This window comes from Sinorhizobium psoraleae (assembly GCF_013283645.1).
Lineage (GTDB): Bacteria > Pseudomonadota > Alphaproteobacteria > Rhizobiales > Rhizobiaceae > Sinorhizobium > Sinorhizobium psoraleae.
Map to the genome: position 1 here is coordinate 1,357,384 of NZ_JABEKV010000001.1, position 20,975 is coordinate 1,378,358.

Annotated in this window: 18 protein-coding genes; 5 read left to right on the plus strand and 13 right to left on the minus strand. The window is 62.9% G+C overall.

Going from position 1 to position 20,975, the window contains the following annotated elements:
- Positions 1 to 91 precede the first annotated feature (91 nt).
- Positions 92 to 1,636 (plus strand): trimethylamine methyltransferase family protein, encoded by a 1,545-nt coding sequence (locus ILFOPFJJ_RS06265; RefSeq protein ID WP_173509664.1) that lies wholly within the window; start codon positions 92 to 94, stop codon positions 1,634 to 1,636.
- Between the two features lie 62 nt (positions 1,637 to 1,698).
- Here the strand turns inward: ILFOPFJJ_RS06265 and ILFOPFJJ_RS06270 are convergent, their stop codons facing one another.
- On the minus strand, positions 1,699 to 2,142 hold the full coding sequence (locus tag ILFOPFJJ_RS06270; RefSeq protein WP_246299476.1) for an Lrp/AsnC family transcriptional regulator: 444 nt from the start codon (positions 2,140 to 2,142) through the stop codon (positions 1,699 to 1,701).
- A gap of 114 nt (positions 2,143 to 2,256) precedes the next feature.
- Here ILFOPFJJ_RS06270 and ILFOPFJJ_RS06275 point away from each other — a divergent pair, with 114 nt between their 5' ends.
- On the plus strand, positions 2,257 to 2,841 hold the full coding sequence (locus ILFOPFJJ_RS06275) for an isochorismatase family protein (RefSeq protein WP_173509666.1): 585 nt from the start codon (positions 2,257 to 2,259) through the stop codon (positions 2,839 to 2,841).
- Between the two features lie 45 nt (positions 2,842 to 2,886).
- On the opposite strand, the gene ILFOPFJJ_RS06280 is transcribed toward ILFOPFJJ_RS06275, so the two are convergent.
- From ILFOPFJJ_RS06280 to ILFOPFJJ_RS06325, 10 genes are all read right to left on the minus strand, one after another.
- Complete coding sequence (locus ILFOPFJJ_RS06280) at positions 2,887 to 3,405, minus strand: hypothetical protein (protein ID WP_173509667.1); 519 nt, start codon at positions 3,403 to 3,405, stop codon at positions 2,887 to 2,889.
- A 156-nt stretch (positions 3,406 to 3,561) separates the two neighbouring features.
- Entirely contained in the window at positions 3,562 to 4,677 is a 1,116-nt protein-coding gene (locus ILFOPFJJ_RS06285; RefSeq protein WP_376741395.1) for an ABC transporter substrate-binding protein, read from the minus strand.
- Positions 4,678 to 4,701: 24 nt separating this feature from the next.
- Positions 4,702 to 5,457, minus strand: coding sequence for a siderophore-iron reductase FhuF (gene fhuF / locus ILFOPFJJ_RS06290; protein ID WP_173509668.1), 756 nt, complete (start codon positions 5,455 to 5,457; stop codon positions 4,702 to 4,704).
- Between the two features lie 4 nt (positions 5,458 to 5,461).
- The gene (locus ILFOPFJJ_RS06295) at positions 5,462 to 7,651 is read right to left on the minus strand and encodes a TonB-dependent siderophore receptor (protein ID WP_173509669.1); all 2,190 of its coding nucleotides are present in this window, start codon (positions 7,649 to 7,651) and stop codon (positions 5,462 to 5,464) included.
- Between the two features lie 280 nt (positions 7,652 to 7,931).
- A complete protein-coding gene (locus ILFOPFJJ_RS06300; protein ID WP_173509670.1) occupies positions 7,932 to 9,359 on the minus strand; it encodes a gamma-aminobutyraldehyde dehydrogenase in 1,428 nt (475 codons plus the stop codon).
- 25 nt (positions 9,360 to 9,384) lie between these two features.
- A complete protein-coding gene (locus tag ILFOPFJJ_RS06305) occupies positions 9,385 to 10,200 on the minus strand; it encodes an ABC transporter permease (protein WP_173509671.1) in 816 nt (271 codons plus the stop codon).
- Positions 10,190 to 11,140 (minus strand): ABC transporter permease, encoded by a 951-nt coding sequence (locus ILFOPFJJ_RS06310; RefSeq protein WP_173509672.1) that lies wholly within the window; start codon positions 11,138 to 11,140, stop codon positions 10,190 to 10,192. Before ILFOPFJJ_RS06310 ends, ILFOPFJJ_RS06305 begins: the two co-directional genes overlap by 11 nt.
- Complete coding sequence (locus ILFOPFJJ_RS06315) at positions 11,137 to 12,135, minus strand: ABC transporter ATP-binding protein (protein WP_173509673.1); 999 nt, start codon at positions 12,133 to 12,135, stop codon at positions 11,137 to 11,139. The genes ILFOPFJJ_RS06310 and ILFOPFJJ_RS06315 overlap by 4 nt, the downstream gene beginning before the upstream one ends.
- A gap of 186 nt (positions 12,136 to 12,321) precedes the next feature.
- A complete protein-coding gene (locus ILFOPFJJ_RS06320) occupies positions 12,322 to 13,482 on the minus strand; it encodes an ABC transporter substrate-binding protein (protein WP_173509674.1) in 1,161 nt (386 codons plus the stop codon).
- A 151-nt stretch (positions 13,483 to 13,633) separates the two neighbouring features.
- Positions 13,634 to 14,542 carry a LysR family transcriptional regulator gene (locus ILFOPFJJ_RS06325; protein WP_173509675.1) on the minus strand — a complete coding sequence of 303 codons (909 nt, stop codon included), beginning with the start codon at positions 14,540 to 14,542 and terminating at the stop codon, positions 13,634 to 13,636.
- A gap of 225 nt (positions 14,543 to 14,767) precedes the next feature.
- Between ILFOPFJJ_RS06325 and ILFOPFJJ_RS06330 the strand changes: the two genes are divergently transcribed.
- On the plus strand, positions 14,768 to 15,691 hold the full coding sequence (locus ILFOPFJJ_RS06330) for an alpha/beta hydrolase (protein ID WP_173509676.1): 924 nt from the start codon (positions 14,768 to 14,770) through the stop codon (positions 15,689 to 15,691).
- Between the two features lie 9 nt (positions 15,692 to 15,700).
- Positions 15,701 to 16,138 (plus strand): ACT domain-containing protein, encoded by a 438-nt coding sequence (locus ILFOPFJJ_RS06335; protein WP_173509677.1) that lies wholly within the window; start codon positions 15,701 to 15,703, stop codon positions 16,136 to 16,138.
- Positions 16,139 to 16,190: 52 nt separating this feature from the next.
- Here the strand turns inward: ILFOPFJJ_RS06335 and ILFOPFJJ_RS06340 are convergent, their stop codons facing one another.
- Positions 16,191 to 18,188 carry a CocE/NonD family hydrolase gene (locus tag ILFOPFJJ_RS06340; protein ID WP_173509678.1) on the minus strand — a complete coding sequence of 666 codons (1,998 nt, stop codon included), beginning with the start codon at positions 18,186 to 18,188 and terminating at the stop codon, positions 16,191 to 16,193.
- A 181-nt stretch (positions 18,189 to 18,369) separates the two neighbouring features.
- Positions 18,370 to 19,953, minus strand: coding sequence for an ABC transporter substrate-binding protein (locus tag ILFOPFJJ_RS06345; protein ID WP_173509679.1), 1,584 nt, complete (start codon positions 19,951 to 19,953; stop codon positions 18,370 to 18,372).
- A gap of 129 nt (positions 19,954 to 20,082) precedes the next feature.
- Between ILFOPFJJ_RS06345 and ILFOPFJJ_RS06350 the strand changes: the two genes are divergently transcribed.
- A complete protein-coding gene (locus ILFOPFJJ_RS06350) occupies positions 20,083 to 20,877 on the plus strand; it encodes a helix-turn-helix domain-containing protein (protein ID WP_173509680.1) in 795 nt (264 codons plus the stop codon).
- The last annotated feature ends 98 nt before the right edge of the window (positions 20,878 to 20,975 follow it).

Consider the following 20,975-nt stretch of genomic DNA (forward strand, 5'->3'; position numbering starts at 1 on the left):
GGGTTAGTCTTCGGTTAAAACCCGAGGAGAGGGACAAATCCGCCGGCAAGCGCGAGCGGCAAAGAGCTATGGCGCCATTGGGAGATGAATGATGGCTGACGAATGCGCAGTTGCGGTTTCGAGACGGTCAGGCGGACGGGCAGCGCGCGTGGCGCTTCGCTCCGCACCGCTTGCGGAAAACATCCGGCCGGTGCGACCGGGCCTTCCCGGCGGCCAGTACAAGCCTCTGAGCGAGGCGAATGTCCAGCGCATCCATGAAGCGGCGCTTGATGCGCTGGAGCAGATCGGGCTTGCCAATGCGCCGAAATCCGGCATTGAGATCATGACCGACGCCGGCGCTGTTCTCGGCGATGATGGGCGCATCCGCTTTCCCCGCGCGCTGGTCGAGGACATGCTGGCCATTGCCGCCCGCGACATCACGCTTCATGCCCGCGATCCGAAGCAGGATCTCGAGCTAAGCGGCACGCGGGTCTACTACGGCACCGCCGGTGCGGCGGTTCACGTCGTCGATGTCGAGAAGCGGGAATACCGCGAGTCGACTGCCAAGGACCTGCTGAACGCCGCCCAGCTCGTTCACCATCTCGACAATGTCCACTTCTTCCAGCGGGCAATGGTGTGCCGGGACATTCCCGATAACTTCCTGATGGACATCAATACGCTCTATGCCTGTTGCGCCGGAACGACGAAGCATGTCGGCACCAGCTTTTCCGATCCGTCGCATGTCGAGGGCTGTTTCGACCTGATCCATATGATCGCCGGCGGAGAGGACAAGTGGCGGGCGCGGCCCTTCGTTTCCAATTCCAACTGCTTCGTCGTGCCGCCGATGAAATTCGCCGAGGAAAGCTGCATCACCATGGAGGCCTGCATCCGCGGCGGCATGCCGGTGCTCCTGCTTTCGGCAGGGCAGGCGGGCGCGACTGCGCCGGCGCCGCTTGCGACCGCGATCGTGCAGGCGGTTGCCGAATGCCTGGCGGGTGTCGTCTACGTCAATGCCATGTCGCCCGGCCATCCGGCGATCTTCGGCACTTGGCCTTTCGTTTCGGACTTGAGGACAGGGGCGATGTCGGGTGGTTCCGGCGAGCAGGCGCTGCTGACGGCCGGCTGCGCGCAGATGCACCAGTTCTATCGCCTGCCGGGCGGGGCCGCCGCCGGCATCGCTGACGCGAAGCTGCCGGACATGCAGGCCGGCTGGGAGCAGGCGATCTCCAACGTCATGGCGGGACTTTCCGGCCTCAACATGGTCTACGAAGCCGTCGGCATGCATGCCTCGCTTCTCGGCTTCTGTCTGGAATCGCTGGTGCTCGGCGACGACCTGCTCGGTCAGGTGCAGCGCTGCATCCGCGGCATCGACGTCACTGAGGATTCGGTTTCGCTCGAAACCATGCGCTCCGTCTGCCTCGACGGTCCCGGTCACTATCTCGGTCACCCGCAGACGCTCGGGCTGATGCAGACCGAGTATATCTATCCGGCGGTCGCTGATCGCACGAGCCCGAAGGAGTGGGTCGAGATCGGCCGTCCGGACCTTGTCGCCCGCGCGATCGAGAGAAAGAACCGCATTCTGTCGGAAGCGGCACCTTCGGTGATCGCGCCGGAGATCGATCGGGCGATCCGCGAAAAGTTCAGGATCTATTGCTGACGACACTGATGCAGCGCGGTTCCGTTTTCGAGTTGAAGACGGAACCGGGGGGACATTCGAGATCAGCCTCGGCGGTCGAAATGCGTCCTGAGCGTCACATGCGTCTGGACGGTGGCGACACCCGGAATCGTGGCAATCTTTCGCCGGATCGTGTCGAGTTCGCCGTTGGACTCGCATTCGACCAGCAGCATCAGATCCGTTGCGCCTGCGAGCGACCAGCAACTGACGACATGCGGCATGCCGGAAAGATGCGGCACGACATGGTCGCAATTCTTGCCCGGCTGGAAGGCGACGGCGACAAGCGCCCGCACGACCGGCGATTTGTCCTCCTGACCGAGGCGGATCGTATAGCCCGCAACGACGCCCTTCGCCTCGAGCCGGCGAAGCCGCTCGTGCGTGGCGCTGCGCGAAAGACCGGCATGGCGGGCAAGCGCGACAAGGCTCTGGCGTGAATCCTTTCGCAGGGCGGCAATCAATAGCCGGTCCTTTTCATCGAGTTCAGTCAAATCGTCGTCCCCTGCCGTTGTTGCCGGACGAATGTCCGGCCCAGGCAGCATCGTGCTGAGTGAAACCGGACGATAGGGCAGTTACGGTTCGGGAACAACGAAGGAGCTTGAATGATGAACAGCTTGAAATTGCCCGACAATGCCGTCCTGCTACCGATCGACATGCAGCAGGCCTTTGACGCCGCGCCGTGGCCGCCGCGCTGGAACGATCGCGTCGACGAGAACGGTCTTGCGCTTCTTGCCGCCTGGCGCGCCGCCAAACGGCCGATCATCCATGTCCGCCATGACAGCGTCGAGGAAGGATCGACACTTCGTCCGGACCGGCCGGGCAATGCATTCCGCGCGGGGTTCGGTCCGAAGGGCGAGGAGCCGCTCGTGACCAAGAGCGTCAACGCCGCTTTCATCGGCACCGACCTCGACTTGCGGCTCCGGCGTCTCGGCGCCAATACTGTCGTGCTTTTCGGCATCTCCACGGACATGTGTGTTTCGACATCGGTACGGGTGGGCGCCAATATGGGTTATCGCATGATCCTGGTGGAGGATGCCTGCGACTGCTTCGATCTGCCGGACGGCGCGGGCGGCGTGGTTCCCGCGCGCGATATCCATCGCGCGCATGTGGCGACGCTGAGGGCGGAATTCGCTTCGGTCGTGACGACGGGCGAATTGCTTGCGACGCTCGGCCCTGCCGTGGCTGCGTGACGGTCGGCTTCAACGAATTTCGCGCTTCACAGGCACTCTCCAGGGCTAACGGGTCGCCGTACCTCTCACCTGGCTTATCTCGTAGGTCCATTTCGGCGCGGTGGGTGCCTCTCCGTCCCGGAACGGGAAGGTGAGGAACGTCTCGAAGGGGCGGCTCTGGCCGCCCGGCACTCGGACGAGGATGAGCGCCGTGTCGTCGCCGATCCGCTCGCAGGTACCGCCGGGGCAGTCTTCGAGGGTGACGGTGAGCCGGAAATATTCAAGCGAGAGAGCGGAGCTGTTGCGAACGGTGCCGCGGACACGATAGCTCCGCTCGGACTGGTTGCGTTCGAAGCTCACGCCCTCAAGCGCGACGTCGTTGGCCGTGAGGCCGGCAGGGCGGGTTGGCTGTGGCGCCGGCGGTTGCTGATTGCCGCGCTCGCTCAGCCAGATCACGAAGGCGATGGTCAGGCCGAGGGCGACGGCGATTGACAGGACCAGTTCGGCCCGGTTGCGAAAGCGGCTGTATCGGGCCGCGAGATATACGACCGCCACCGCGACCAGCAGCACAATCAACCACAGCATGGAGCTCCTCCTCGCGGAACCTTATATGGCGTCGAGCGCACCTGGCAATTGCCAGGCGCTCGCATCCGCTCGGAGGAAGAGAACTCGAACAAGATGCCTTGGAATCAACGCGCTAGGCGCCGCTGCCTTCGCGCTCTTTTCCGGCCGCAGGCCGTGCTATTTTCTCGTCTTCAGGCTGATCCAGTAGCTGCCCTCGAATGGGACCGCGGCGAAGCGGGTGTTGATTTCCGCAAGGCTCGCCGCCGGATCGACATCCGGAAAAAGGTCCGGGCGCAGCCAGGAGGCGAAGGCTTCCGCTGCGAGGACGTTCAGCGGCACGGCATTGAAGAAATTCCAGAGGCCATGGACGCGGCCGTTGCGGACCGCTGCGGTGCTCGTCATCACCGGCGTCGTCACCGCTTCCGCCAGGGTCCGCTCGGCATCTTCCGACTTCACGCCGGGACCGATGGAGAAGCCGCTGTATTTTCCGCCCGGCGAGGAGGTGGCGATGTAGACATCGGGATTTTCGGCCATGATCGCTTCCGCGTTGACCATGCCGCCCGGGCGGGGCAGCTTTCCTTCGACGATATTACGGCTGCCGGTAATGCTGACGAATTCGCCGAGGCCGCCGACGCCATAGGCCCAGCAACAGGCGGCTGCACCGGGGAACGCTTCCATGAGCACCGTCGGTCCCGGCTCGGAATGCTTCGCAACCCGTTCGCGAATGCGGGCGATGCGCTCTTCATAGAAGCGGGCGAAATCTTCGGCCTGCTTCTCTCGCTCGAAGATCTTGCCGAGCAGGCGCATGTTGCCGGCGGTGTTCTTCAAGGGGTCGCCGTTGAAGTCCACGACGACCACCGGCACGCCGACGTTTTCGAGATATTCGATCGCACGCTTGCCCGCTTCCGTGTCGGCTTGCCAATTGGCAAGGATCGCGAGATCGGCCTTGAGCGTCAGGAGCGCCTCGAAGGACAGGCCGGCTCCGCTGCCGTCATCGATCAACGGTACCTCTGCGAGCCTCGGGAACTTGCGGACGAAGCTTTCGTAGATTTCCGGATTGTCGTTCTTCATGTCACCCGACCAGCCGGCGAGGAGGCTTACGGGATCCGGATGGATGAGCGAAAGGGCGACAAGATTGAAACCGCTGCCGAGCAGAACCGCCTTGGGTGGGGCCGGAATCGTCACTTGCCGGCCAACCGCATCGGTGACGGTCATGGGCCATTGGGCATCCGCACGGGCGGCAAGGCAGAACAGTGTCATCGACAGAAGTGCGATGGCCCGGACGATGGTCACAAAGCGGAAATTAGGGCGAGACAACTATTGTTTCCTTTGGCTGGGAAGGGCGCAAAGACTGCCGCAACTTGGGATGCCGGGGAGAAGGTATCGCAGGCAGCAGATCTTGCGTCGGCAGACGCGCGTCCCATCCTCTTCCTCGTGGCGCAGGCAATCGAAGAAGGGGTTGGGCGCGCCGCTCGGCATCAGGCGGCAGCCGACCATGGCATCGGCCTGATCGCTCAAGGGCTCGGTTCCGGCGGTGCGGAGCGCATAGTCGATATAGACCGCGGCATTGTTCCAGGCGAGCCTGGGTGAAATCCCGCCGACGGTCTTCAGATGGCTGACGACCCTGGCGAGATGTCCTTCCATCAACGGAGCCAGCACGGAGAAAATCTCCCGCTGGTCGTCATCCCGCCAGTCGCCGGGCGTCGCGACGCCGAAGGCGCGGGGGAGGCCGTCGGCCGAAAGCGCCACCGTCATCTCGTCGAAGCCGACGGGCAGTGTCTGATGATCCAGCACCCGCGCGACGACATAGGGGATGGTGAGACAGGAGAAATAATAGAGCGACCACATGGACGCGACGGCACGCCGGTCGGTACCGTGCGAGGTCTCCGCATAGGTCGCAAGCGCTCGCTCGAAGGCGCCCGACGCGAAAAACGTAGTCAGGGGAATGCCGTCGGAGAGGTCTTCCGCCAGCATCATCTTCTCGTTGCACCAGGCATGGGGACCGGCAAAGGCCGCCGATAGGAGCTTTGCCCCGCCGGATTCCGTCATGCTCGCATGCCCGCCCGTTGCCATGGTACTACCAGTTGTAGCGCAGCGAGCCGATGACGGTGCGGCCCTGGTCGCGATAGCAGAACCCGGCCGAGCAGACGGGCTCGCGCCGGTCGAAAAGATTGGTGGCGTTCACCTGAAGCCGCAGGCCGTCGTACTTCTCGTCAAGCGCGGCGAAGTCGTAGTGCACCGCGGCATCGAAAAGGACACGCCCGGAATTGCGGATAGTGTTCGCGTCGTTGCCGTAGCTCGATCCAATGAACCGAGCGCCTGCGCCGAAGCCCAACCCGGCACCCGGACCATCTTCCGGCAGCGTGTAGTCGGCCCAGATCGCCGCCATGTGGCGCGGGACGGAGGAGACGTAATTCCCGACCGTGCCTGCCGGGCCCTGAATGATCTTCATATCGGTGTAGGAGTAGGCGGCAGTAAGTGAAAGGCCATTGTCGAGGCTCGTGTTCGCCTCGATCTCGAAGCCGCGCGAGCGCAGCTTGCCGCGCTGCACCTGGATATTTGCCGGGCCCGAAGGCAGGTTGACGACCTCGTAGTACAGCCCGTTCTTCTGGTCGATATTGAACAAGGCGGCGGAGATCAGCGTGTTGCTGTTCGGCAAAAGCCATTTGACGCCGATTTCCTCCTGGCTGCTTTCCGTCGGCTTGAATGGCTGGTTCGTTTCCAGGTTGAGGCCGGCATTCGGCGCGAAGGCCGTCGAGTAGCTGATATAGGGCGCAAGGCCAAAATCGGTCTCATAGGTCAAGCCGATGCGGCCGGAGAATTCCTTGTCCGTCTGAGACACTGTGGTGAGCGTGTCCGTCAGCAGGTCGGTCGTATCTGTATCGGACGAGACCCAATCGTAGCGACCGCCGATCGTCAGCGTCCAGGCGTCGTAGCGGATCTGGTCCTGCAGATAGGTGCCGACCTGCCACTGGTCCTGTACGACGCGCGTTTGGAAGTCTATCGGAGCGACGGCATCGCCGCGTGTGGGGTTCTTCGTGTCGAGCGGCGGCGAGACGCCGCGACCGTCGAGCGAGCGCCAGCGCAGTTTGGTGAAGTCGACGCCGGTAAGCAGCGTGTGGTCGAGGGCGCCCGTTTCGAAGTTCGATTCGAGCTGGTTGTCGATCACAATGGCGTTCAGTCGCTCGTCGAACGTTCCGGCGCTGCGGTCGATAAGCGTCGGATCGACAGCATTAGGCGCATAGGCGAAGGCCCAATCGGCATCGATGTTCAGCGTGGACACGCGTGCATTCTGACGGAAGACGAACGTGTCGTTGAACCGATGCTCGAATTCATAGCCAACCCGGCCTTGCGTCTGTATCGAGTCGTTGAAGGCGGGATTGCCGGCGAAGAAGTCCGTCACCTTGCCCGTGGTGGTATCGTAGTAGTAGGCCGCCGTGCCGCCGGTCTTGGTGCGCGAATACTCACCGAGAATGGTAAGGCTGGTGTCCTCGTCCGGCTTCCAGGTGAAGGCGGGCGCGATATAGGCGCGATCGTCCGGAACACCGACTTGCTCCGTATCGGCATCGCGCAGGAGACCGGTCAGGCGGTAATAGACCGGATCGGTTTCATTGACCGGGCCGGAGAAATCGAACTGACCCTGATAACGATCGTGACTGCCGTATTGAACCTGCACCTCGCGCAACGTCTCTTCAGTTGGACGCTTGCTGATCAGGTTGAAAAGCCCTCCGGCTCCTGACGCACCATAGAGGGCCGAAGAGGGGCCGCGCAGGATTGATACGCCTTCCAGACCATAGGGTTCGGTCTTGAACAGCGATGAGCCCGCACCCGGCTGACGCAGGTTGTCGCGGAAAACGCCGGTATAAGTCACGTCGAAACCACGCACGGTAAAGCTGTCGAAGCGCGGGTCGAAGCCGTAGGCGCCGACACGCGTGCCCGGCGTATAGGCGAGCGTTTCGAGCAGCGTCTGCGGGTTGCGGTCCTTCAACTGCTGTTCCGTTACCGACGAGATCGACTGCGGCGTTTCAAGAAAGGGCGTGTCGACCTTGGCGCCAGTGGCGCTGCTGATGCCGACATAACCTTCCGCCGTGATGACGCCGCCGCTGCCGCCGTTGACGACCAGCGTTTCGAGCGCAGTCGAATCACCGCTGGACGTCGTCTCCTGCTGTGGTTCCTGTGCCTGCGCGGAGGCGACGAGAGCGAGGGCGGACGTGCCGGCGAGGGCGGCGCGGACGAGCGGCAGGAGAAGGGTTCTCGTGGCGGGCATGCGATGCAACTTTCTGATCGATAAGCGAAATCCTATAAGATGAGCTATTCACTCATGTTTTTTGCTCGCGCAAGAGCCTTTCATGACTCAAAGAGTCATGTTTCCGGATTTGTGGGAAATCTGCAACAGGCGCGGCGGCGAAGCCTCGCTGGCTCACGTTGCTGAACTATCGATCAAGGCGACAAAAGAATTGCCCTCCGGCCGTCTTTCGACGATCGAAGGGCAAACCGGCTCCTTATGTGTAGCGATCAGCGGTTAGGGGCGTCGCTACCGATCGGCATCAGCCGTGATTAATCATGATGTGGCGAACGGCGGTATAATCCTCGAGCGCATAGACCGACATGTCCTTGCCGTAGCCGGACTGCTTGACGCCGCCATGCGGCATCTCATTGGTCAGCATGAAATGCGTGTTGATCCAGGTGCAGCCGTATTGCAGTCGGGAGGCCGCCCGCATCGCCTTGGTGATGTCTTTCGTCCAGACGGAGGAGGCGAGGCCGTAGTCGCTGTCGTTCGCCCAGGCGATGGCGTCATCGTTGCCGGTGAAGCGGGTGACGGAAACGACCGGCCCGAACACCTCGCGGCGGACGATTTCGTCTTCCTGCGTGGCGCCGGCGACGACGGTCGGCTGGAAGAAGAAGCCATCCTTGCTGCCGGCGCCGCCGCCGGTGGTGATCTCGATGTGCTTCTGATCCGCCGCCCGTTCGACAAAGCTCGCGACGCGATCGCGCTGGCGCTTGGAGATCAGCGGACCGATCTCGTTTTCCGTATCTTCGTCAAGGTTGTAGCGGATCGTCGAGACGGCGGACGTCAGGTCGGCAACGAACTTCTCGTAGATGCCGGCTTCCGCATAGATGCGGCAGGCGGCCGTGCAGTCCTGGCCTGCATTATAATATCCGAAGGTGCGGATGCCGTTCACAACAGCTTCCAGATCCGCGTCGTCATAGACGATGACCGGCGCCTTGCCGCCGAGCTCGAGATGGGTACGCTTCACCGTCTTGGCGGCCGCGGCGAGCACCTTCTTGCCGGTTGCGATGTCGCCGGTGATCGAGACCATCGAGATCTTCGGATGGTTGATGAGCGTATTGCCGACTGTTTCGCCGCGGCCGGTAACGACGTTGACGACGCCTTCGGGCAGGATCTCCGCCAGCAGCCGCGCGAGCTTCAGCGCCGTCAGCGGCGTCTGTTCGGAAGGCTTGAAGACCACCGTATTGCCGCCGCCGATGGCGGGCGCCAGCTTCCAGGCCATCATCATCAGCGGGTAGTTCCAGGGCGCGATCGAGCCGACGATGCCGATCGGGTCGCGGCGGATCATCGAGGTGTGGCCCGGCAGGTATTCACCCGCCGCCGGGGCATGCAGGTTGCGCACCGCGCCGGCGAAGAAGCGCCAGCAGTCGATGATCGCCGGCAATTCGTCGTTCTTTACGGCGTTGATCGGCTTGCCGCAGTTCAGCGCCTCCAGCGCGGCGAAACCGTCGGCATTCTTCTCGATCGCATCGGCGATCTTCAGGAGGTAGTTCGAGCGCTCGGCGGGCGCCGTCTGCGACCAGGCGACGAAGGCGCGCTCGGCCGCGTCGACGGCGACGTCGAGCTGCGCATGGGAAGCCTCCGCGACATCGATGATCTTGGCGCCCGTCCTCGGGTTCAGGATGTGCTCCTCGACCTCGGTTCCGGCTTCGAAGCGCGATCCGATCAAGAGTTGGGTGTCCATGTCTGTTCTCCCTTTACGTTCGATGTCATTTGCCGGCGCCGGCGATCTGGTCGCCGTCGCGCGTCAGGTAATAGGCGCCGAGGATCGGCAGGAAGGTGACGACGACCACGATCATGGCGACGACATTGGTCACCGGACGCTGACGCGGGCGGATCAACTCCTCCAGCATCCAGATCGGCAGGGTCGATTGCTGCCCGGCGGTAAAGGTCGTGACGATCACCTCATCGAAGGAAAGCGCGAAGGCAAGCATGCCGCCGGCAAGCAGCGCCGTGCCGATGTTCGGCAGGATCACGTGGCGGAACGTCTGGAAGCCGTCGGCGCCGAGATCCATCGAGGCCTCGATCAGCGAGCCGGAGATCCGCCGGAAGCGGGCGACAGCATTGTTGTAGACGACGACGATACAGAAGGTCGCGTGGCCGAGGACGATGGTCCAGAAGGAAAACGGGATGTCCGCCATCGAGAAGGCGGAACGCAGCGCGATGCCGGTGATGATGCCAGGAAGCGCAATTGGCAGGATGACGAGCAGCGAAATCGTCTCGCGGCCGAAGAAGCGGGTCTGGCTGACGGCGGCGGCACAGAGCGTGCCGAGCACCAGAGCCGTGGCCGTCGCGATCGAGGCGACCTTCACCGAGAGCGTCAGCGCCGCCCACACGTCGGGCCGGTTCCAGGCGACGGCAAACCATTGCGCCGTCAGTCCCGGCGGCGGGAACTGGTAGCTCTTCTCCTCGGTCGTGAAAGCGTAGAGGAAGATCAGGAGGATCGGCAGATGCATGAAGGCCAGGCCGGCTGCCGCCGCGACCTTCAGGCCCAGGGGAGCGCGGTTCGATTTCTCAGAGCGCATCGAAAGCCCCCATGCGTTTGGCCATCCAGAGATAGAGGCCCATGATGACGATCGGCACGACCGTGAAGGCGGCGGCGAGCGGGATGTTGCCGGCGGTGCCCTGCTGGGCATAGACCGCCTGGCCTATGAAGAGCCGCGACGAGCCGATGATCTGCGGAATGATGTAGTCGCCGAGCGTCAGCGAGAAGGTGAAGATCGATCCGGCGACGATGCCCGGCAGCGCCAGCGGAAAGAGCACGTGGCGGAAGGTCTGGGCCGGCGTGCCGCCGAGATCCGACGACGCTTCGATCAGGTTTATCGGCACCCGCTCCAGCGCCGCCTGGATCGGCAGGATCATGAAGGGCATCCAGACATAGACGAAGACGATGAAGGTGCCGGTGTAGCTGACCGACAGCGAATTGCCGCCGACGACCGGAAGCGCGAGCCATGCATCGAGCAGCCAGAGGAGATTAAGCTTCTCGAAGAACCAGTTGAGAATGCCTTCCTTGGCGAGGATCAGCTTCCACGCATAGATCTTGACCAGATAGCTCGACCAGAGCGGCAGCATGACGCCGAGATAGAACAGCACCTTCCATTTTCCGCGCGCATAGCGGGCCGCATAATAGGCGATCGGGAAGGCGATGAGCGCGGAGACGAGCGTCACCACCGCGGCCATTGTGACGGTGCGGATGATGATGTCGAGATTGGTCTCGCTGAGGAGTTGCCGGTATGTGGCGAGCGTGAATTCGTAATTGATGAGGCCGGAGAAATCGTCGATCGAGAAAAAGCTCTGCATCAACAGCGCGAAGAGCGAGCCGAGATAGACGACACCCAGCCAAAGGAGCGGCGGGCCGAGCAGCATCGCGAGGAGCGCATACGGGTGCCTCCAGAAGAAATCCGAGAGACGGCCGGCCGCGCCGCGGCGTTCCGGGAGGATGATGCTTTCGGCGACGATGGTCATGCGTCCTCCATCGGGTGAAGGTCGCGCGCGGCGAAGCTGATCGTGACCGGGCTGCCGATGGCCGGGACCACGTGTGCGGCGGGGGATGCCACAGCGATACGCGCGCCATCGACATCGACGACGACTCGGTTCGTCGCGCCAAGGAAGCTTTGGCCGGCGATGGTCCCGGCGAGGCTGAGCGCGCCGTTGCTCGGGGCCGCGAGCGCGATCGCTTCCGGCCGCAGACTGGCGAAGGCCGCCTTCACCCCAAGCCTTTGGCAGAGCTTCGTCGAGAGGACGTTGGACGAGCCGACGAAATCGGCGACGAAGCGGGTCTTCGGCTGGTTATAGACCTCTTCCGGCCTGCCGAGCTGCTGGATCCGGCCCTCGTTGAAGACCGCGATGCGATCGGCCATCGAGAGCGCCTCGCCCTGATCGTGGGTGACGAAGACGAAGGTGATACCGAGCGATTTCTGCAGGCTCTTCAGTTCTTCCTGCATCTGTTCGCGGAGCTTCAGATCGAGCGCTCCAAGCGGCTCGTCGAGGAGCAGCACCTTGGGCTTGTTGACGAGCGCGCGGGCAAGGGCCACGCGCTGGCGCTGGCCGCCGGAGAGCTGGCCGGGCCGGCGCGTGCCATAGCCCGGCAGCTTGACCATCGCGAGAGCATCCTCGGCGGCCTTGCGGCGTTCCTCGCGGCCGGCGCCCTTGACCATCAGGCCGTAGGCAACATTGTCGAGGATCGAGAGGTGCGGGAAGAGGGCGTAGTCCTGGAACACGGTGTTGACGCTGCGCCGATAGGGCGGCACGCCCTCGGCCGTCTCGCCGAAGATTTCGATATGACCGCCGGTCGGCTGCTCGAAGCCGGCCATCAGCCGGAGGCATGTGGTCTTACCGGAGCCTGAAGGTCCGAGCATGGCGAAGAATTCGCCCTCGACGATGTCGAGGTTCACGCGGTCGACGGCGCGGACCGCGCCGAAGTAGCGGGAAACATTGTCGAAGAGGACGGCGGTGGTCATTGCGATACTCCGGGATCTGGCCCCTCATCCGCCTGCCGGCACCTTCGCCCGCAGGCGGGGTGAAGGGACGCAACTGGCGCCTCGCCCAAGATTTACACCGCGGCTTTGCCGGAGGCGTTCCCTCTCCCCGCTAGCGGGGAGAGGGTTGGGGTGAGGGGCAAATGCTTGCGATGCGGAAGCGGAGGCTTACCGCCCGCCGATCACGCCGATATAGTCCGAAACCCAGCGGTGATAGGGCACGCATTCGCCCTGGCTTTCGCACTTCGTCACCGGCGTCTTCCAGAACTTAACCTTTTCGAAGTCGTCGTAGCCGTTGGTCTTGCAGCCGGCGTCGGTCAGGAGATCATTGCCCTTGCAGGCGGCGCCGACCGAGGGGTTCGCGCCGAACCAGGCGGAAACGTCGCCCTGCACCTTCGGCGAAAGGGTGTGTTCCATCCACATGTAGGCGCAGTTTGGATGCTCGCTGTCGGCATGCAGCATGGTCGTATCGGCCCAGCCCGTTACCCCTTCTTCCGGGATGACCGAGGCGATCGGAAGCTTCTCGGCTTCCATCAGGTTGACCTGGAACGGCCAGGAGCCGGAAGCGACGACGCCTTCGTTCTTGAAGTCGTCGATCTGGATCATCGCGTCGTGCCAGTAGCGGCCGACGAGGGTGCGTTGGGTGCGAAGCAGGTCAAGCGCGGCTTTGTACTGATCTTCGTTGAGCTCGTAAGGATCCTTGATGCCGAGTTCGGGCTTGTGCGCCATCAGGTAATTGGCGGCGTCGGCGACATGGATCGGACCGTCATAGGCCTGGACGCGGCCCTTGTTGGACTTGCCGTCGGGCAGCGTCATTTCCTCGAAGACGACGTTCCAGCTCTTCGGCGCTTCGCCCTTGAAGGCTTCCTTGTTGTACATCAGCACGTTCGGACCCCAGACATAGGGGGTGCCGTAGTGGACGCCGTTGACCGTGTGCCATGGCGCATTCTGCATGCGCTCGTCGATCGTCTTCCAGCTCGGGATGAGGTCGGTGTTGATCGGCTGGACGCGCTTGCCGGCCACGAGGCGGAGGGAAGCGTCGCCGGAAGCAGTGACGAGGTCGAAGCCGCCTTCGTTCATCAGCGCGACCATTTCATCCGAGGTGGCGGCGGTCTTGACGCTGACCTTGCAGCCCGTCTTTTTCTCGAAGTCGGTGACCCAGTCGTAGTTCTTGTCGGTTTCGCCGCGCTCGATATAGCCGGCCCAGGCGACGATCGACAGTTCGCCTTCGCCCTTGCCCAATTCCTTCAGCGGCTCCTGCGCGAGCGCAGGGGCGACGAGGCCCAGCGAAAGAGTAAGCGCCGTGCAGGATTTCAACATCTGCTTCATCGGAAGTCTCCCCATTTACGCCGCGTTCCGCAGCTTTGTTCCCGATCGAAGCGTGCCTTGATTTCTCCGTATTCGCAAATTCATTAAACAGAATGGCGTTATCGGTTTTTCCGATATCTTCCAGTGAGAAGCGCGGAGCGCTTATTCAAGCTCAACGGGGGCGGGCGCTGCGCAGGGCTTCCGCGATGCCGACGAAATCGCGTGCCGATTGCGGCAGGCTCGAGCCCTTGCGCCAGACCATGCCGACCTGCACGACCGGCAGCGCGCCGGAGACGTCGCGGCTCTCGATCCGGTCGCCTTCGAGCGACCAGGGGCGGTAGACGAGATCCGGAAGCAGGGCGATGCCGGCGCCGGTGGCGACCAGGCTTCTGACCGCTTCGACCGAGCGCGTGCGGAACGCAACATGCGGGCGGGCGCCGAGCGCCGTCAGGAGCTTGCCGGTATTCTCCTCGATCTCGTCCACCGTCAGCATGATCAGCGGCTCCTTGGCGATGTCGTCGACCGAGATGATGTCGGCGCTCACCAGCGGATGGCCGATCGGCAGCCAGAGGCGATAGGGCGAGGTTTCGAGGATTTCCGCCTGCAGCGCCATGCGGTCGCGCAGGTTAGAGATCACCATGACCGCGACGTCGAGCTCGCCGCCGATCAGCAGATGCTCGAGATAAGAGCCATTGTCCTCTATGGCGCTCACTTCGACCCCAGGGCAGGCGCGCCGATAGCGCGCCAGCAGGTCAGAGAGCACATAACCGGCGACGAGCGAGGTAACGCCGAGATTGAGCTTGCCTCCAAGTTCCTCGCGGTTGTCGGAAAAGCTGCGCCGCGCATCGGAGACGTCGGCGAGGATCTTCGTCGCGTGGCGAAGGAACTGATGGCCGTTATGGGTGATCGACAGGCCGCGCGGATGGCGATCGAAGAGTTCGACGCCGAGGTCGGTTTCAAGTTCCTTGATCGCTTCGGTGATCGAGGACTGCGAGATCGACAGATTTTGCGCCGCGCGGGTAACAGAGCCCTGTTCGGCGACGGCGATGAAGTACTGCAACTGCCGGAGTGTGAATGCCATGATCGGACTTAACACCGGTCGGGGACCCGAAGGCAAGCGAGGCGAAACGGCTGCGCCGTGCCCTGCCGCATTTTGTCGTGCGTCGGACAACGCCGATGGTAAGCTCTCTTCTACAGCGCCGTGCTTCTTTTCAGACTCAAAGGTCGCTGTAGCACTTTGAATTGCTGCATGTTTTTTTCCTAAAATCGGCAACGATCTAAGGAAACATGCAGTCGGGAGGGCAGGATGGATTCGAAAATACCGCGACCAATGCCGACCGAGCCGGGCATTCTCGCCTTTCATGAACGCTGCGAAGCGTTCTATCCCGCCGATGCTGTAAACGCATCAATCGAGCAACAGCGCCAGTGGTACGACGCGCTTTGCGCCGAGTTCGACGCACCCTCTCCGGCGGGACTGACACGGCAGGACGAGCGCTTGGCCGGGCGGATCCCGGTGCGGCGCTATCGTCCGGCGGAGGTCGCCACCGAATCGCGGATCTTCTACATCCATGGCGGCGGTTTCGTCGTAGGCTCGCTCGACAGCCATGATGCGATCTGCGCCGAGCTTGCGCATGGGGCGCGGGCGGAACTCGTCTCGGTCGACTATCGGCTTGCGCCCGAACATGTCTGGCCGGCGGCGTTCGATGACTGCTACGACGTGCTGAGAAGCCTGCTTGCTGGAGGCCGCCCGCTGGTTGTCGCCGGCGACAGTGCCGGTGGCAACCTCGCGGCCGGGGTCGTGCTCAAAGCGAGGGCCGAGGGGCTTTCGGGTATCGTCGGTCAGGTGCTGATCTATCCGGCTCTTGGCGGCGATCTCGTCAGCGGTTCCTATGTCGAGATGGCGGAGGCGCCCGGCCTTGCGACGGCGGACGTCGCCTATTACCGTGAGGTCCTGAAGGCGCCGGCGGATAATCCTTTCGCCTATCCGCTGAAGGCGAGCGATCTTTCCGCGTTGCCGCCGGCCTATATCACGGCGGCGAACTTCGATCCCCTGCGGGATGACGCGCGGAATTACGCGGCGCGGCTCGCGCAGACTGGCGTCGGCGTTACTTACCGGGAAGAACCGCAGATGATCCATGCATGGCTGAGAGCCCGGCACATGAGCCCGGGCGCGGAAGAGGGCTTTCGCCACCTTGTCCATGGCGTGGCGCGGCTGCTCGGGACAAGGTGAGGGGTAAGCGTGAGCGGAGAGACCGATCTAGCCCGCCTGTTGGCGGAGATGAACCCGATCCTGCGGGAAGGCGAATATGTCTACTGCGCGGTTCAAGGCGACGCGCCGTCGTGGTTTGCACTGGAGCCGATCGGCACCTTCCGCGAGGTCGAGGGCCTGACGCTCATTCTCGAACGACCGCAGGCGGAAGCGGCCGGGCTCTCCTACGGCCCGGTTCTGCGTCTTATCACGCTCAGCGTGCATTCCGCGCTGGAAGCCGTGGGTTTGACGGCTGCGGTTTCCGGCGCGCTGACGCGAGCGGGCATCAGCGCCAATGTCGTCGCGGCCTATTACCACGACCACATCTTTGTTCCGGCGGCCGACGCGGAGCGAGCGGTCGAGGTATTGCGGGCATTAAGCTCTGAGCTTGCCTCTCACCCTAACCCTCTCCCCGCGGGGAGGCGATAGCCGTATCGGCAGGCCGGATGAGCGGCTGTTGACCCACTCGGAAACCCGCCGCCTACATGAAGTCCCGCTTGATGCGCTTTTCGAAGCTCTTCTCGAAAATTTTCTGTTCGCCCTCGAAAGCCTCGACTTTTGCCGACGTGATCCACTCCGTCTGCGTACAGGCCAAACGTGACGTCGAAACCGTCCTGACCGACCAGTCGTCGCGGCGCGCGACGCAGGTCCAGGTGGAAAGGCCCGTCATCGAATGCGGGTCGCCAGGCGCGATGGACCAGGTCTCGTCGCGGATATCCTGGGTGGCATAGCCGGTGTCCGGATGTTCGGAAAGCCCGGTGTCCTCGTAGATCCGATAGTGAGTCAATCCCTTCGTCATGTCGCGCTCGACGGTGCGGCGCGTTTTCCCCGGCGAATGCTCGATGTAGTGCGGCAGCGGGTTCGGGTTTGCGGGCTGCGGCACGACGATTTCGCGATGGTCGCCCAGGAGTGGCAGCGACAGCGAAAGGGTGGCGGTGTCGATTGTCAGGCCCGGATCGGTCGGCGGCGGCAGGATCATCGGCCAGTAGGACGTCGAGAGCGACAGGCGGATGCGGTGACCGGCGCGGAAACGATAGCCGCAGGCGTCGAGCACCAGCGCCACACGCGCCTTGTGGTTCTTCTCCATCGGTATCGGCTTCGCATTGCCGTTGCGATGGGCGAGATTGAGGACGCCGAAGGCGACGCGCGTCGCCGTGCCGTCGGGATGGACATCGACGAGGCGTGCGACGAGGTTGGCGGTGTCGGCGCCGCAGGCTACATCGAGACTGAGGACCGGCTGTCCGAGATAATCCTGCGCTTCGAGAAGCGGGTGCGTTTCGAAGGTGAGGGACCCGGCGTCATCCATGCGCTGGTCGCCTGCCATTTCGGCATCCGGCTTCAGCGTAAAATATTCGCCGGCAGCCGTGCCGGTGTCGAGCGGTGAGCGGAGGTAGACGTCGCCGACGCCCTTCGCCGAAGAAGCTCCGGCGGTCAGACTGCCGTCGCCCGCGATCGCAAAGTTGCGCATTTCCGGCGAGGTCCAGACGTCCTTGCCGATCCATCGCCCCGGATCCTCGTTTCGTCTGAGCGCAGGGCTCGGACCATCGAGGATGTAGGCGCGCATTTGCGGCAGCTGTTCTGCGTCGTTTTTCTCGTCCCTCAGCCAGCGGTTCCACCAGCGGATCGCCTCGCTGTGGAAATCGGCACGCGGCTTCGGCCAGGCGAAATGCGGGTATTTATGAACCCAGGGACCGATTAGCGCCTTTGCCTTGCCGCCGAGGCCCTCGACAGCCTTGATCGGGGTATTGCGATAGCCGTCCGCCCAACCGGCGATCACCAGGGCGGGGATCGGGAATCCGTCGAAATTCTCCGAGATCGAGCCGTGGCGCCAGAAATCGTCGCGGCGCTGGTGTTCGAGCCACTCCTCCATGAAGAAGGCCTCATTCTCCAGCCGCTCCAGCCACATCTCCTTCCATTGTTCACCGACGAGCACCGGATCCGGAGAACGCGATTGATAGGCGAGCATGGTCGCCGCCCAGGAGAGCTGCGCCGAGAGATGGCAGCCGTTCTTGTAATGGATGTCGTCATTGTAGCGATCGACGGTTGACGCGATCGAGATGACCGCCTTCAGTGCCGGCGGCTTGAGGGCGGCCACCTGCAGGCAGTTGAAGCCACCCCAGGAAATGCCCATCATGCCGACCTTGCCGTTGGACCAAGGCTGCGACGCGATCCATTCGATGATCTCGCACCCATCGGAAAGTTCGCGCGGCGTGTATTCGCCGTCGATCACGCCATCGGATTCGCCTGAGCCTCGGATGTCGACGCGCACGCCGGCGATGCCGGCAGCCGCGAAGACCGGATAGGTGGATTCGTCGCGTGCACAGGTGCCGTCGCGCTTGCGATAGGGCAGATATTCGAGCACGGCCGGCACCGGGTTCTGCTCCGTGCCTTCGGGCATCCAGATGCGCGCGGCAAGCCGCGTCCCGTCCTTGAGCGTGATCCATTCGTTCTCGATGACGGTGAAATTGCGATCGGCCACCTTGTCTACCTTCCATGCCTGACTATTGAGATGCGGGATGCGGGCGGAAAACCGCCCGCATCTTTTTCTTCATCCCGCTTTGCAGCGCCGCGCGTCCAATCGGACGCGCAAAGCTCGCTGTAGCACTTTGAATTGCTGCATTTGTGCGACGTCAGGTGATTCCACCTGACTGCAAAATGCTTTAGCTTTCGAACCAGACGCGGCTTCCGACATAGCCGTTCGAAAGGTCGTTGCCGATATCGTGCACGAAGCCCTTCAGCGAGGCGGAGGCGGCGTTCACGTAGTCGTTGAAGACGGGCAGGATCAGGCCGCCTTCGTCGCGCACCATAATCGCCATCGTATGATAGAGTTCCTTGCGCTTGGCGTCGTCAAGCTCGGACCTTGCCTGGAGCAGGAGTTTGTCGAAATCCTTCCGCTTGAAGCGCGTGTCGTTCCACTCGGCGCTGGAGAGATACGAGGTCGAGTAACGGGAATCCTGCGTCGGGCGGCCGCCCCAGTAGGAGGCGCAGAAGGGCTGGACGTTCCAGACATTGGTCCAGTAGCCGTCCTCCGGTTCACGCCGGACTTCAAGCTCGATGCCGGCCTTCTTGGCGCTTTCCTGGAAGAGAACCGCCGCATCGACGGCGCCCGGGAAGGCGGCGTCGGAAGTGCGCAGCAGGATCGGCCGGTCATGACCGGATTTCTTGTAATGGAATGCAGCCTTGTCCGGGTCATAGACGCGCTGTTCGATTCCCTCCGGCGCGAGCGCGTAGTTCTCGTTGACCGGGTAATCGTTACCGAGCTTGCCGTAACCGCCGACAGCCCGGTCCAGGATGGCCTGCCGATCGATCGCGTATTTCAGCGCCATCCTGAGGTCGTTGTTGTCGAAGGGCGCCGTGTCGCAATGCATCAGGAAGCTGTAGAAGCCCTTGCCTGGCGTCTGGAGGATCTGGACGCGCGGCGCACGCTTGAGAAGCGATACGGTTTTCGGATCCACGTTGTTGATGAAGTGCACCTGGCCGGAGGAAAGGGCCGCGATGCGCGCCGAGTTGTCGTTCATGACGATGATCTCGACGCTGTCGACATAGCCGCGGTCCGAGCGCCAGTCGGCTGCGTTCTTTTCAAAGGTGGCGCGGATGCCGGCCTCGTAGCTTACGAGCTTGTATGGACCCGTTCCGATCGGCGAGGCAGGATTTTCGACGCCGCCGCCCGGCTGGATGATCAGGTGGTAATCGGTGAGAAGCAGCGGCAGGTCGGCATTGCCTTCCGAGAGCGTCAGAACGAGATCGCCGGCCTTTTCCTCGATCGTCTTGATCGAGCGCATGAGGCCTAGCGCACCCGATTTCGAACCCTCGTCGGAATGGCGCTTCAGCGTCGCGACGACGTCCGCCACCGTCAGCTTGCGTCCGTCATGGAAGGAGATGTCGTTGCGGATCTTGAAGGTCCACACCGAAGCATCCGCGGAAGGCTCCCAGGAAGAAGCGATCGAGGGCAGGGGCGCGCCGGTCACCGGATCGGATTCGACGAGCTTGTCGCCCCAGAGATGGCCGATCACGAAGGAGACGGAGCCGGTATAGGCGGCGGGATCCAGGGAATCGGTTGTCGCGCCTCCCTTGAGGCCGAGCTTCAAGTGGCCGCCGCGTTTCGGCTCCTGTGCCTGGGCTTTGCCCGGCAAGCTACCGAGGCCGGCGGCGATGCCGAGTGCTGCGGTGCCCGCGAGGAAGCCGCGGCGGTTGATGCCGGCCGGAACGATAAGGCCGTCGGGACGCTTCGTGAATTCGGTCATTTTCGAGTTCCCCTTTGTGTGTTTGTTCAAGGAAAAACCTAGCGCCTGCCGGACAGCATGCAATTTCGCGACTTGACGTTGGTTTACGCTAGTTTACGCTGCCAGCATCAAAGGTTTGGGAATACCGACGTGGAGCAGGCCGATACATTCGTCATCAATTTGCGGTTCGCCTGCGCCACCCGGCGCTCGATCTCGCAGATTTGCCGCGAGATTGGCATCAATCGCCAGCAGTTCAATCGCTACATCAGCGGCGAGGCGCGGCCGTCGGCGCACAATGTCGCGCGGATCGCCGCCTTCTTCGGGCTTTCGGCACAGGATTTCTCATTGTCGCCGAAATTGTTCGAAGCGCGCATGACGCGCCCTGGGCGCGACCGCTCGGAGGCGCGGCTGCTGTTCGAAGGCTTTCCGGGCGACATCTCGGCGCTCAGGCGGCACATCGGCTATTACCAAACCTATCACATTTCTCCGTCGTGGCCCGGCCTTGTTGTCTGCTCTTGCGCGCGGATATACGAAGACGGCGGCTCCATCCGCGTGAAATCCATTGAACGCATCCGCGACGCCGCCAACGAAATCCAGCAGTTCTCGAAATATGTCGGTCTCGTCACTTTCTGGCGAAACCGCATCTTCATCACCGAGCGAAGCGTCGGTCGGGAGCCAATGCTTTCGCAAACGATCCTGATGCCGTTCGAAGTGCATCAGCGCATCTACCTCCGGGGTACGACCATGGGCGTTTCCTGGCGCAAGGAAAATCAGCCATACGCATCGCGCATGATCTGGCGCCATATCGGGCAGGAGCCGAATATCCGCCAGATGCTCGAGCGTTGCGGTGTGCTCGCCTTCGGCTCGCGGCAATTGCCAGCGACGGTTAGGAGCTTTCTCGACACACCGGCCGCCGAGGTGTTGACCGTACCGAGCGAATATTGAGGGGCGGTGCCGCGAGGGTGCCGACCGAACGCAGTTCCAGGAAAGCTGTCGCGGTTCCTGTCCGAGTTGCGTCTCGCCAACTTTCTCTCCCCGCGCGG

Bases quoted from the DNA above. Each gene is read 5' to 3' on its own strand.
- ILFOPFJJ_RS06300 (WP_173509670.1), bottom strand. From the start codon at position 9,359: ATGGACACCCAACTCTTGATCGGATCGCGCTTCGAAGCCGGAACCGAG.
- ILFOPFJJ_RS06345 (WP_173509679.1), bottom strand. From the start codon at position 19,953: ATGACCGAATTCACGAAGCGTCCCGACGGCCTTATCGTTCCGGCCGGC.
- ILFOPFJJ_RS06280 (WP_173509667.1), bottom strand. From the start codon at position 3,405: ATGCTGTGGTTGATTGTGCTGCTGGTCGCGGTGGCGGTCGTATATCTC.
- ILFOPFJJ_RS06315 (WP_173509673.1), bottom strand. From the start codon at position 12,135: ATGACCACCGCCGTCCTCTTCGACAATGTTTCCCGCTACTTCGGCGCG.
- ILFOPFJJ_RS06325 (WP_173509675.1), bottom strand. From the start codon at position 14,542: ATGGCATTCACACTCCGGCAGTTGCAGTACTTCATCGCCGTCGCCGAA.
- ILFOPFJJ_RS06265 (WP_173509664.1), top strand. From the start codon at position 92: ATGGCTGACGAATGCGCAGTTGCGGTTTCGAGACGGTCAGGCGGACGG.
- ILFOPFJJ_RS06295 (WP_173509669.1), bottom strand. From the start codon at position 7,651: ATGCCCGCCACGAGAACCCTTCTCCTGCCGCTCGTCCGCGCCGCCCTC.
- ILFOPFJJ_RS06305 (WP_173509671.1), bottom strand. From the start codon at position 10,200: ATGCGCTCTGAGAAATCGAACCGCGCTCCCCTGGGCCTGAAGGTCGCG.
- ILFOPFJJ_RS06330 (WP_173509676.1), top strand. From the start codon at position 14,768: ATGGATTCGAAAATACCGCGACCAATGCCGACCGAGCCGGGCATTCTC.
- ILFOPFJJ_RS06320 (WP_173509674.1), bottom strand. From the start codon at position 13,482: ATGAAGCAGATGTTGAAATCCTGCACGGCGCTTACTCTTTCGCTGGGC.
- ILFOPFJJ_RS06310 (WP_173509672.1), bottom strand. From the start codon at position 11,140: ATGACCATCGTCGCCGAAAGCATCATCCTCCCGGAACGCCGCGGCGCG.
- fhuF (WP_173509668.1), bottom strand. From the start codon at position 5,457: ATGGCAACGGGCGGGCATGCGAGCATGACGGAATCCGGCGGGGCAAAG.
- ILFOPFJJ_RS06275 (WP_173509666.1), top strand. From the start codon at position 2,257: ATGAACAGCTTGAAATTGCCCGACAATGCCGTCCTGCTACCGATCGAC.